Genomic DNA, 11,216 nt, shown 5'->3' with positions numbered 1-11,216 from the left:
GAGGTCGGCGGGTGGGCCGGTCTCGATGAGGCGCCAGAGGGCGTCGGTGTCGAGGTGCTCCTCGACCAGGTCGCCGAGCAGGTCGAGCGAGCGTTCCCGGGCCGCGGCGAAGCTGGTGTCCGGTGCGACGCGGAATCCGGTGCGCCCGGCCAGCCGGGCTGCCTCAGTGAGGAACCAGCGGCGGAACGCGTCGGATTCGAACGCTCCGTGCCAGTGCGTGCCGTGCACCGGCCCGAGCACGGCACCCTCGCCGACACCGTCGACTCCGGTCAGCAGCGGGGTCAGCGTGGGGTCGGTCTGCGAGACGTACCCGTGGTGGATCTCGTAGCCGCGCACCGGAAGGTCACCGTGGGCGGTGCCCACCGACTGCCGCACGGTTTTGCGGGGGTCGAAGGTGATCTCGATGGGCAGCAGGCCGAGGCCCTGCACGCTGCCCTGCCGGCTCTCCACCGGGTCGTGGATGGCGCGGCCGAGCATCTGGAAGCCACCGCAGAGGCCGAGCAGCGGCTTACCGGCCGCCGCGTGGGCGGCGACCGCGTCGGCGAGGCCGGTCTCGCGTAGCCAGGCGAGGTCGGCGACGGTCGACTTGGAGCCGGGCAGGACGACGAGGTCGGCGGCGGCCAGTTCGGCCGGTTCGACGGTGAGGCGTACGCGGACGCCCGGCTCGGTGGCCAGCGCCTCCACGTCGGTGGCGTTGCTGATCCGGGGCAGCCGGACGACGGCCACGTCGAGCCATTCGGTGCCGTGCGGGGCGGCCGGCCGCCCCAGGACCCGGCCGTAGGCGAGCGAGTCCTCCGCGTCGAGCCACAGGTCGAGTGCCCAGGGCAGCACCCCGTACGTGGGGCGGCCGGTGACCTGGCGCAGCATGTCCAGCCCGGGTTGGAGCAGCCCGAGGTCGCCCCGGAACTTGTTGATCACAAAGCCGGCGATCAGCGCCTGGTCGGCCGGGTCGAGCAGGGCCACCGTGCCGAACATCGATGCGAAGACGCCACCCCGGTCGATGTCGCCGATCACGATGGTGGGCAGGTTGGCGTGCCGGGCCAGCCCCATGTTGACGTAGTCACCGGCCCGCAGGTTGATCTCGGCGGGGCTGCCGGCGCCCTCGCAGATCACCACGTCGTACGTGGCGCGTAGTTCGACCAACGCCGCGTACGCCGTTTCGGCGAGACGGGGACGCAACTGCCGGAACGTGCCGGCGGTGATCGTGTCGACGGCCTCGCCGAGCAGCACGACCTGGCTGGCCAGGTCACTGCCCGGCTTGAGCAGTACCGGATTGAACCGCAGGTCGGGGGCGATCCCGCAGGCGGCCGCCTGCATGGCCTGGGCTCGACCGATCTCGCCGCCACGTCCGTCCGGCCCGACGACGACCGCCGAATTGTTCGACATGTTCTGTGCCTTGAAGGGCGCCACCTTCACGCCCTGCCGGTGCAGCCAGCGGCAGATGCCGGCCGTGAGGACACTCTTCCCGGCGTCGGAGGTGGTGCCGGCGACGAGCAGCCCGCCGCTCATCGCCCAGTCTCCCGTCGCACCAGCCCGGCGGCGTCGAGCCCACGGCGACCGGCGGCACCGACCAGGCGTCCGAGGGTCACCGGGTAGGCGGCGGCCAGCCCCACCGCGGCCAGCCCGACGACTCCGGAGATCCGGGCGGCCCGCTTGAGGTGCCGCGCCTCGGGACGAGGGCCGTCGCCGAGGAAGGGACGCACCTCGGAGCGGCCAAAGTAGACGTTGCGTCCACCGAGGCGGACACCGAGTGCACCTGCCATCGCCGCCTCGCACTGGCCGGCGTTTGGGCTCGGGTGGTCGTTGCGGTCCCGTCGCCACACCCGCCAGGCCCGCTCCCGATCGCCGTTCGCCACCGGTGCGACGGCGATGGTGAGCAGCCCGGTGAGCCTCGACGGCACCAGGTTGAGCAGGTCGTCCAGCCGGGCGGCCGGGGTGCCGAACCGCGCGTAGCGCGCCGACCGGTGGCCGACCATCGCGTCGAGGGTGTTCGCCGCGCGGTAGCCCAGTAGGCCGGGCAGGCCGGCGACCGCACCCCAGAGCAGCGGGGCGACGACCGCGTCGGAGGTGTTCTCGGCGACCGACTCGACGGTGGCGCGGGCCAACTCCGACTCGTCCAAGGTTGACGGGTCGCGACCGCAGAGGTGACCGAGGCGTCGGCGGGCAGCGGGCAGGTCGCCGTCACGCAGCGTACGACCCATGACGGTCGCTTCGTGGCGCAGCGTTCGACCGCCCAGCACGGCCCAGGTGCCGGCGGCAACGAGCACCGCCCGGGTCACCGGCCGACGTCGGGTGGCCGCCGTGGCGACCACCCCGAGCAGCACCGGCCCACCCACGGCCAGCGCGGTGAAAGCCGTACCCGCCGCCCGGTCCGGCCGGTAGACGCGACACTCCAGCGCGCCGGCGGCCTGCCCGAAGCCGGCTACCGGGTGCCATCGGCGGGGGTCGCCGATCAGCCTGTCCAGCGCGTACCCGGCCAGCATTCCTACCGCGTTCGCCACCGGCGCTGTCCGTCGCACACGCACCACCTCCGGCCGGCCAGCCTAGACGAGCGGCCCGTGCACGAGCCGGGCCCGCCGCACATTCCGCCGGGCCCAGCCGCTGCCGCCGCGCTGCCCGCCGATGAAGGCGGCGGGGTGGACGGTGGCCACGCGGGGTGACGACGCTCATCGCATCGCCACCCCGCCCCCGTCGTGCCGTACCGCGGGAGCACCACCCCTGATGTCAGACGGCCGGCCTGCCGCCTGACCCGCGATCGTCGATCAGATCCGTCACGCCGGCTGCGGAATCCGTCCGCGACGCCGCCGGCCGGTCGGCGCGGCCTCCGGCTCCTCCTCGTCCGGTACCGGCCCCAGCTCGTCGTCCGGTTCGTCGTCGCTGGTGCCGTCGGTCACCTCGCGAGGGAGAGCCAGTTCGTCGTCGTCAAGCCCGGCCGGGTCGTCGGCCTGCCCGCCCGGTGCGTCACCGAGAGGGCCGTCGAGGGAGCCGCCGCCGAGCGGGCCGCCATCGAGGGAGCCGCCGCCGAAGGAGCCGCCGCCGAGCGCGTCGGCGCCGAACGGGTTGGTACGCGGGGTCGCGAAGTCGGACGGCTCGAAGTCGTCGTCCAACGGGCGGTCGTCGGGCAGCACGGGAGCCTGCCCGGCGGGCACCGGCTCGGTGGGCTCGCCGTGCACCCGGCTCTCGGCCTCCGCGTCCTCCACCGTGCTGGTGGTCACGCTCGGCCGGTTACGCAGGAAGCGGGCCCGGCCGCGGGACAGGTCGTGGCCGACGGCGACCGCCTCCAGCTCGTACACGGTGCGGTGGTTGCCGGCGTCGTCGGTCCAGTCGCGGGTGTAGAGCCGCCCGCAGACCACCACCGGATCGCCGATCATCACCGAGGCGGCCACCCCTTCGGCGAGCTTGCGCCAGCAGTTGACGCGTACGCGAAGGGAGTTGCCGTCGACCCAGCGGCCGCTGTCCCGGTCGAGGCGGCGGGCGGTGGAGGCGACCTTGAAGTTGGCCACCAGGGTGTTGCTCTGGGTGGTACGCCGCCACTCGGGCGTGGTCAGCACATTGCCGACGATTGTGACGTAGGTGTCGAACATCGTCCCTCCAGGGAGATCGGGGGCCTGCCAGCGCGAGTCGACTCGCCACCGAGCCTGGGCGCCGGAGACGGACCCCGCCAGCACGAGCGCCCAACCTGTGGATGACGAGCCCGCCTGTGGACAACGCCCTGATCACGCCCGGATGTGGTACGGCCGACCCGCCCGGAACGGCGTCGGCGGTTTCCCGCGCTGGCCGAACTGGGTAAGCACTTGATCAACGCAACACCGACAGCTCCACGTCGACGAGAGGTCAGCGCCATGATGATCACCACCATCGGCTCCGCAACCGCTTCCGAGGCGCAGCGATGAGCGCCGCGGCGAACCCGGCCACGGTGGCCGAGTGCCTGCGGGTGGGTGCCGGGTTCTCGCAGGGCGACCGCAACTGGATCGCCGAGCAGTTCGCCACCCTCGACGCCCGGCTCGCCGGCTTCCACGCCGACGCCACCGAGCTGGAGGTGTCGGTGAAGGACCGCGAGGCGCGGGGGCAGAAGGTCACCCTGGAGTGCTGGATCGCCGGTCGGCAGAAGATCGTCACCACCTCCGCCGAGGAGGACCTGCACGCGGCCCTCAACGACGTCCGCGACGACCTGCGCCGGCGGCTCAACGACTCGAAGACCCGCCAGGAGCCCCGGCACAACAAGCACCTGCGCGACATCCCGCAGCCGCAGCCCGAGGTCGACCCGACCGACGAGTCGGACGCGCTGCCCGTCGCCGACCCGAGCCGCGCCGACGCGGAAACTGCCTGACCCGCCCGCGCCCACCGCAGCCACCGCAGCCCCCCGCGATCTTGCACTTTCGGACCCCGTTTCGCACCTTTTCAAGCGTTATGGCGCGACAGAAAGTGCAAGATCGCCGGGGGGCGGGGGCCGAGGGCCGAGGGCCAGGCGCGAGGGCCGAGGGCCAGGCGCGAGGGCCGAGGGCCAGGCGCGAGGGCCGAGGGCCAGGCGCGAGGGCCGAGGGACCGGGAGCGCGGTACAGGAGCCGGGGGGCGGGCACGGGGCTACCGCTCGGTAGGTTGCCGGCGTAGCGTCGCCCTCGTGGAACCGGACGTGTTGGGGCCGCCCTACGAGCGGCAGACGATCGACCTGGGCACCGACGACGAGGGGTCCGTCATCGCGACCCTGGTCCGGCGGCGGGCCGAGCGGCCCACCGGGCGGGCCGTGCTCTACGTGCACGGCTTCGTCGACTACTTCTTCCAGACCCACCTGGCCGACTTCTTCGCCGAGCGGGGTTGGGATTTCTACGCCCTCGACCTGCGCAAGTACGGTCGCAGCCTGCTCCCCGGTCAGACCCCGAACTTCTGCCGCGACATCAGCGACTACTTCCCGGAGCTGGACGCCGCCGCCGCGATCATCCGCACGGAGGACGGGCACGACACGCTGCTGGCGATGGGCCACTCCACCGGCGGCCTGATCATCTCGCTCTGGGCGGACGCCCGCCGCGACGCCGGCACCATCGACGGCCTGGTCCTCAACAGCCCCTTCTTCGACCTGAACGCTCCCTGGGCGGTCCGTCGACCCCTCGCGGCCGCCGTCTCCCGCTTGGGCCGCAGGGCGCCGCACCGCATTCTGCCGTTCGGGCTGGGCACGGTGTACGGCGAGAGCATCCACGCCGACCACCGCGGCGACTGGAGCTACGACCTGGCGTGGAAGCCGCTGGCCGGGTTCCCCGTCCGGGCCGGCTGGCTGAACGCGATCCGCACCGGTCAACGTCGGCTGCGCGCCGGACTGGACATCCAGGTGCCGGTGCTGCTGGCCTGCTCGACCCGTTCCTTCCGGGGCACCAAGTGGCACGACAACGCGACCCTGGCCGACGCCGTGCTGGACGTCGAGCACATGGTCCGGTACGCGCCCCGCCTCGGCCGGCACGTCACCCTCGCCCGCTTCGACGGCGGGTTGCACGACCTCACGCTCTCCGGCCCCGCCGTCCGGCGGAAGGTCTTCGACGAGGTCGGCCGCTGGGCCGAGGCGTTCCTGGCCGCCGGCCCCACCGCCCCGGCAGCCGCCTCGGCCACCGACACCATCCCGAACGCCGACGAGCCCCGACTGCCGGACCCTCGGCAGCCGGCAGCCGACCCGGCAGCCGCTTCGACGCCCGGCCGCTGACCAAGAGGCTCAGGCGTCGCCGGGCGTGGCCGGGAGGGCGGCCTCGATCCGGTCGAAGGTCGCCACCGGGTGACCGTCGACGCCGGGCAGCACCAGGCCCAGGCAGTACAGCGACACGTCCCCGTCGGTGTCGGCCTGGACGACGAAGACGGGTGCCCCGACGTACCCCGCTGGCAGCTCCCCGGTGATCCGCACGTCGTCCCCGTCGCGGACCACCCGCTCGATCGCGACCTCCAGTGGGCGCGACCCGTCCTCGCGTACCCCATGGGCCAGAATGAAGGCGGAAGCGGCGTCGGCGCCGAGGCGCGCGACGGCCTCGGGCCCGGCGGCGATCGCGGCGGGCACGGGCTGTACCCGCCATCGCCAGCCACCGTCGCCGGCGTACCGGTGCAGCCCGGCGGTCGGCAACACCGCGACCCCGTCACCCGGATAGCGGGCCCAGCCGGGCAGGATCTCGGCGTCGGAGACGGCGTCCGGGGCCACCCCGTCCGGTTCGGTGACGCTCCCCCGCAAGCTCAGCTCACCGCCCGGGGCACCGACCAGGTCGGCCGCCGTCAGCAACGCCTCCCCCACCGGGTCGTCACCGCTCTGGAAGAAGAAGGCGGTGCCGACGGCGTCGGACGTGCGGTACGGCAGGATGGCGCGGCCGACGACCTGGCACAGCTCGTAGGCGACGCCGCTCTCGGCATCGGGATCCAGCAACACCAGCCGAGGGTACGGTCCGCCGCGGGGTCGGCCTGCGGGAACCCGGATGCCGGCCGCCCCACCTCCGTGAGACCCTGCTCGGCAACGTGGACGCGGGCACCCTTTACACCGGCGCGCCGTGGGTTGGCGGTACCCTTCTGGCGCGACACCCACGCCGCGCGCCCGTAGCTCAGCGGATAGAGCAGGGGACTTCTAATCCCAAGGTCGCAGGTTCGAACCCTGCCGGGCGCACCTTCACGCAGCTGGCTTGACCTGCTGCTTCTTACGCTTTTTCTGATCTTTTCCAGCAACAGACTTTGATTCGTCGGCGCCTTGTGTGCTCGGTGTGTGCTCGGCGGTGCGGCGGGTGCTCTGGCGCGGGATCAACTGAGCCGCAGCCTCGGCAGCCTGGTGCGCGACCTCGGGCAGGACGCTCGTGTAGGTGTCGGAGGTGAGCGCGATGGACGAATGGCCGAGCATGTCCTGCACGACCTTCATCTCCGTACCTGCGGCGAGCGCCAGAGTGGCTGCGCCGTGACGCAGATCGTGCAGACGAATCGGCGGGAGGCCAGCGCGGCGCACGAGCCTGTCGAAGTGATCCGACAGCCAACCCGGTTCGACCCACTCGCCGGTCGTGCGAGTAAAGACGCGTCCGACGTCGCGCCATGCCGAGGCAGCGTCCTCCTGCGCCTTTCGCTGCTTCTTGCGGTGCTTCTTGAGCGCCTTGACCGTCTCGACGTCGAGGGCCACAATCCGGTGACCCGCGTCGCTCTTAGGCTCGCTTTCGACAATCTCGCCGTTGACGTCAACGAGTTGGGTCGCGACGGTGATGGTGCGCTGCGCGAGGTCCACGTCCTGCCACCGGAGTCCGCAGGCCTCGCCCCGGCGCAGCCCGCGTAGCGCAACCAGGTGGAACAACGCGTACAGATCATCGTTGTTGACGTGGTCGAGGAAGCTTCCCGTCTGCTCCGGCGTCCACACCATGACGGGCGAAGGTCGCTCGCCGGTGGCCGCGAACGTGGCCACACGTTCGGCGGTCCAGACGAGGGCCTTGGGGCGGCGCGCCGGGTCCAGTTCGACGTGGGCAGCCGGGTTGAAGGTGATGATCTCCTGGGTGATCGCGTCGTTGAGGGCTGCCCGCAAGGTCGCGCGGATGTGCACCCGGGTTGTCGGCCCGACCGCGCGACGAAAAGGCGGCATTTCGTGGACAGCGGCACGCACCTCCCGCCGCCGACCCCGTCCCTTCCGGGTCCTCAGCTCGTCCAACGCCGCTCGACGCAGAGCATTGGCTTCTTCGATCTCAATGTTTCGCCGCACGATCGCTTCGAACATCTCGCTGAGGTGAGCGACGCGCAGCCGATCAATCCGAAGCATACCGATCCGCGGCTTGAGGTGAAGCTCGATGTCACGGCGATACCGGTCGTGGGTGCTGCGGCGCACCTTGCGGCCGGCCAGCCACGCGTCGAGCCACTCGCCGACCGTGAGTTTGGCGGTAAGCGACTGGTTGCTGCGGAACTTGCGGCGCGCCTCTTCGAGGCTGGGCAGCGGCTCGCGAGCCGACGCGAGATGTTCGAGGAGGTCGCCGATCCGTCGCCGGCCGTCGGGGTCGGCGGCGTCGGCTACGCCGAGCAGTGCCCGCACCGCATCGAGCTCCGCTTGCGCTTCGGTTGCTGATCGGTATCCGGAGCGCCGGAACAATCGGCGCGCGCCCTCCCTGTTCGCCGGAAGTTCCTGTTGGATCCTCCACACTCCGTGCCGGCGCTGGGTGAGCTTGGGACAGGACTGGCCGAGTTGACGGCCGGTCTCTGGGTCTCGGCAGGAGCATCGACGAGATACAGATCCCCGCAAGGGTCCCCCTTAACAAGAGAAGTGGCACCTATAAAGGTACCACTTCTGAGATGGTTAGAATCGATGGCGATGCGACGACGACGGGTGGTTGAGGCTGCTCAGGGCTTACCAGCGCTACCCGACGAGGAGCGCCGGGATCAGCAGGTGAAAGTCCGGCTCTCGCGCACCGAGGCCGAGCGGCTGCGGGCGATGCGCCCTGATCTCACCGTCTCCGGCATAGCCGCGTTGGTAATCGACGACGTGCTGGCGGGTCGCTACGTGCCCGCCTGGGCTGCCCCGTCAGGCGACGCTGTCGAGCCCGAGTAGCTGCAGGATGGCGGGCACCGGCACCACGTAGCTTCGCCCCACCCGCAGGATCCGGACTGGAAACTGGCCCTGCTTCGCGAGGGCGTAGGCCTTACTTCTGCCGATGCCAAGGATGGCGCCGGCGGTTTCCACGTCGGTTGTCACGCCGAGCGCCCGGACGGCATCCGGAGTCCAGGCGTCATTGTCGATCGTCTTCATGAAGCTCCAAGGGGTTGATCGAACGTCGCGATAGGCGCAGATGGCGCTACGCGGCCTCCGCGGCCGGTCAGGCTTCGATGGGCCCGCCATTCACGTCGAGATGGCCGAGCAGGTCCCGGTACCAGGATGAGGGTCTGGTGCGCCGACCATCCGGGCGCAGGGAGCGGTAAGCACTCCAGGCGGCGAAGTCGGCGATCTGAACCCACTGGCTGACGTCGGCGCGTCGGAAGCAGGGATCCTCGATGAGCCGGCGGCCAGTGCCGCCGAGCGAGCGATGGCTGCGGGCGTACGCGGGGTCGGAGCCGTCGCCATCCATGACGATCAGGCCGAAGCTGTTCTGGGCGCCAAGGTCGCGGTCGAGAGTGTCGACCAGGCTGCGGTAGAGGTCCTGCTTGTGTTCGCGGAAGCTGCTGCCTCGTGCTTGCGTGCGCCGGTACACGCTGCCCACTCGCACACCAGGCAGGGTGGCGATCGTCCACAGGCCTTCACGGATGACCTCCAGTCCGTCGTGGCGTTTCCAGGTCGAGCTTCCGCCAGGGCGGCCCCGGCCGCCGGCGAGGTCGGTGGCGTGCAGGCGTGCTGAAGCTGGAATTCCGTATCGTCGGTAGACCGCGGCGCGGAAAGCGAGCCATTGTTGATCCGCCGCCGCCCAGTGGACCGGGTCGATCTTGATCCAGCTGTAGGTGGTGTAGCCGCTGACCTCACTGCCAGAGTCATCGACGTAATAGAGGGCGAAGTTATAGGTAGCCAAGATGGGGGTGCTCCAGGAACGAGGGGTACTGGTGGGATCTCAGGGCTTGGTCACGGGCTCACGCACTGGGTCTCGAGCCAGTCGTCGATGTCGCGCTGGCGGTAACGGCGATAGCGGCCCACCTTGTACGACTTCGGTCCTCTGCCCTTGTGGTTAATGAAGTGAAGCGTCTGCTTGGTGATCCCGAGGTAGGTCGCAGCCTCCTCGTGACTCCACAGGCCGCCCCCTCCTTGGCTGCCACTAGCCTTGCTTGCCAAATCGGTAATCAACTCCCCGGCTGGTTGCCTTTGTGGGAAGTGATCTTCTAGCGCGACTTGCCACTTGTCAAGGCAGCGAGTACAACTTACGAACATGGCAAGTGGGCAGATTGATGAAGGCACGTCCCCGGGTGAGCTTGTCCGGCGCCGCGTACGCGAGATCCGCAGGCAACGCAGACTCAACCCGACGCAGGCAGCCGAGATGTTCGGCGATCCGGCGATGTCCGCGACGGTGTTGATGAACATCGAGGCGGGGCGCCGGCAGACCGGGCCCACCGCCGATGAGCTGATCCGCTTCGCCTACATCCTCGACGTACCCCCCGCGTCGCTGCTGACCGCCGAGAACGGCAAGGTTCAGGTCGCACCGGGAGTCATGGTCGACGCGGATCGCTACCGGCGCTGGGTCGTTGGCCAGGAGGCTCTCGAGGGAACCGACAGCAGTCACTATGATGCGGCCGCCGAGCCACTACGGGGCGAGGGCCACTCGGCGCCGACTGAGCTACGCGAAGAGTTCCTGACGAAGGCGCAGGTAGCCTTCGACGCCTTCTTCGCCGACAGCGAAGAGATCAGGCGCAACACCCGCCAACAGGTCCAAGGCGTGCTGGATGAGGTCCGCGAGGCCGTGACCTCCGGCAGGGATCCTGCCGAGATCGTTGCCAAGATCGACGGATTCCTCAACCTACTGCAATAGCCACGGCCGCATCCGCCGACAGGAGCCGGTGGTGCGACGACAGCGGCGAAAGCGCAGGCGGACCTGCCCACCCACAAGCGTGGGGCAGGTCCGCGCTACCAAACTACCCGATCTTGATGTCCGCCCGGCCCGGCAACTCGTCCACACGTGGCCTGGGGCCAGCGTGCTGGCAACCGCGCGGCCGGGCATTCCCGTGCCCAGCGAGGAGAAGATCCCAGTCGAGCCGTGGGCGGCCCAGCTGGGCGCCGAGCTGGCGAAGTTGGCTCTCGGCGACGACATCCCCTGGCACCTGTGGAGCACCGAAACGGCCGACCTGCTCACCAGCCCGCTGGCCGATCTTGGCCTGGCGGCTCGATTACACGCAGGCCGCGACGTCAAGGTATCCCAGACCCAACTCCTGGCCAATCTTGCGACGATGGTCATCGATTCGCAGATCCGCGAGTTTGCCGATGACACGTGGCAGGACCTGGCTCGGTTGGCCGTCCGGATCCTCGGACAGTCGCAGCCGGTCACCGGGGCCTCATTCGGGGTCGCTGCCCCTTGAGTGTCAATGCAGGCATACCGGCACGCCACTAAGAGCCACCAACAAGAAACACGTTGTCGATGCTGACCTGTTCTCGGGCGGGAGGCCGGGGTGTGGTTGCTGGCCCTCGATCCTGGCCGGCCGCGGCTGGCTCCGCAAGGCCCACCGTCGCAGCCGCGTCTGCGCGTCGTACCGAGCGTGGGGTGGGCCTGTGCGGGGCTGCGCCGATCGGCCGGCCGGGCGGATCGGGCCAGCACCGCCCACCCGGC

General features: G+C 70.5%; 13 protein-coding genes and 1 tRNA gene. 6 read left to right on the top strand and 8 right to left on the bottom strand.

From position 1 onward, the window contains the following. The 3 genes from F8271_RS10150 to F8271_RS10140 all read right to left on the bottom strand — a co-directional run. Window positions 1-1,509, bottom strand: a 1,509-nt coding sequence (locus F8271_RS10150; RefSeq protein WP_151489445.1) for a cobyric acid synthase, incomplete at its 3' end; no start/stop codon positions are given. Further along, window positions 1,506-2,483 carry a cobalamin biosynthesis protein gene (locus F8271_RS10145; protein WP_255473671.1) on the bottom strand — a complete coding sequence of 326 codons (978 nt, stop codon included), beginning with the start codon at window positions 2,481-2,483 and terminating at the stop codon, window positions 1,506-1,508. The genes F8271_RS10150 and F8271_RS10145, both read right to left, overlap by 4 nt. A 288-nt stretch (window positions 2,484-2,771) precedes the next feature. Then, window positions 2,772-3,584 (bottom strand): single-stranded DNA-binding protein, encoded by an 813-nt coding sequence (locus F8271_RS10140; protein WP_151489443.1) that lies wholly within the window; start codon window positions 3,582-3,584, stop codon window positions 2,772-2,774. Between the two features lie 305 nt (window positions 3,585-3,889). Between F8271_RS10140 and F8271_RS10135 the strand changes: the two genes are divergently transcribed. Then, window positions 3,890-4,330, top strand: a complete 441-nt coding sequence (locus F8271_RS10135; protein WP_151489442.1) for an HPF/RaiA family ribosome-associated protein — start codon at window positions 3,890-3,892, stop codon at window positions 4,328-4,330. Window positions 4,331-4,621: 291 nt separating this feature from the next. Further along, window positions 4,622-5,689 carry an alpha/beta hydrolase gene (locus F8271_RS10130; RefSeq protein WP_151489441.1) on the top strand — a complete coding sequence of 356 codons (1,068 nt, stop codon included), beginning with the start codon at window positions 4,622-4,624 and terminating at the stop codon, window positions 5,687-5,689. A gap of 9 nt (window positions 5,690-5,698) precedes the next feature. On the opposite strand, the gene F8271_RS10125 is transcribed toward F8271_RS10130, so the two are convergent. After that, window positions 5,699-6,394 (bottom strand): hypothetical protein, encoded by a 696-nt coding sequence (locus F8271_RS10125; RefSeq protein ID WP_151489440.1) that lies wholly within the window; start codon window positions 6,392-6,394, stop codon window positions 5,699-5,701. A 158-nt stretch (window positions 6,395-6,552) separates the two neighbouring features. On the opposite strand from F8271_RS10125, the gene F8271_RS10120 reads away from it, so the two are divergent. After that, a tRNA-Arg gene (locus tag F8271_RS10120) sits at window positions 6,553-6,625 on the top strand. A gap of 3 nt (window positions 6,626-6,628) precedes the next feature. On the opposite strand, the gene F8271_RS10115 is transcribed toward F8271_RS10120, so the two are convergent. Then, the gene (locus F8271_RS10115; protein ID WP_225854370.1) at window positions 6,629-8,014 is read right to left on the bottom strand and encodes a site-specific integrase; all 1,386 of its coding nucleotides are present in this window, start codon (window positions 8,012-8,014) and stop codon (window positions 6,629-6,631) included. A gap of 270 nt (window positions 8,015-8,284) precedes the next feature. On the opposite strand from F8271_RS10115, the gene F8271_RS10110 reads away from it, so the two are divergent. Further along, window positions 8,285-8,527 (top strand): hypothetical protein, encoded by a 243-nt coding sequence (locus F8271_RS10110; protein WP_151489438.1) that lies wholly within the window; start codon window positions 8,285-8,287, stop codon window positions 8,525-8,527. Here F8271_RS10110 and F8271_RS10105 read toward each other — a convergent pair. The 3 genes from F8271_RS10105 to F8271_RS32305 all read right to left on the bottom strand — a co-directional run bounded on the left by F8271_RS10105 (window position 8,501) and on the right by F8271_RS32305 (window position 9,829). Then, a complete protein-coding gene (locus F8271_RS10105; protein ID WP_151489437.1) occupies window positions 8,501-8,725 on the bottom strand; it encodes a helix-turn-helix domain-containing protein in 225 nt (74 codons plus the stop codon). The genes F8271_RS10110 and F8271_RS10105 overlap by 27 nt on opposite strands. Window positions 8,726-8,792: 67 nt before the next feature. Beyond that, on the bottom strand, window positions 8,793-9,476 hold the full coding sequence (locus F8271_RS10100) for a DUF3800 domain-containing protein (RefSeq protein ID WP_192580229.1): 684 nt from the start codon (window positions 9,474-9,476) through the stop codon (window positions 8,793-8,795). A 50-nt stretch (window positions 9,477-9,526) separates the two neighbouring features. Further along, window positions 9,527-9,829, bottom strand: coding sequence for a helix-turn-helix domain-containing protein (locus F8271_RS32305; protein ID WP_225854374.1), 303 nt, complete (start codon window positions 9,827-9,829; stop codon window positions 9,527-9,529). Between F8271_RS32305 and F8271_RS10090 the strand changes: the two genes are divergently transcribed. Next, window positions 9,828-10,424: a hypothetical protein gene (locus tag F8271_RS10090; protein ID WP_192580227.1), complete on the top strand. Its 597-nt coding sequence runs from the start codon at window positions 9,828-9,830 to the stop codon at window positions 10,422-10,424. The two genes, F8271_RS32305 and F8271_RS10090, sit on opposite strands and share 2 nt — an antisense overlap. 163 nt (window positions 10,425-10,587) lie before the next feature. Then, complete coding sequence (locus tag F8271_RS10085; protein ID WP_151489433.1) at window positions 10,588-10,968, top strand: hypothetical protein; 381 nt, start codon at window positions 10,588-10,590, stop codon at window positions 10,966-10,968. The last annotated feature ends 248 nt before the right edge of the window (window positions 10,969-11,216 follow it).

The organism is Micromonospora sp. ALFpr18c, assembly GCF_008868155.1.
Classification (GTDB): domain Bacteria; phylum Actinomycetota; class Actinomycetes; order Mycobacteriales; family Micromonosporaceae; genus Micromonospora.
The sequence above is the reverse complement of the archived record's forward strand: the minus strand, read 5'-3'. Positions and strand labels throughout refer to the sequence as shown.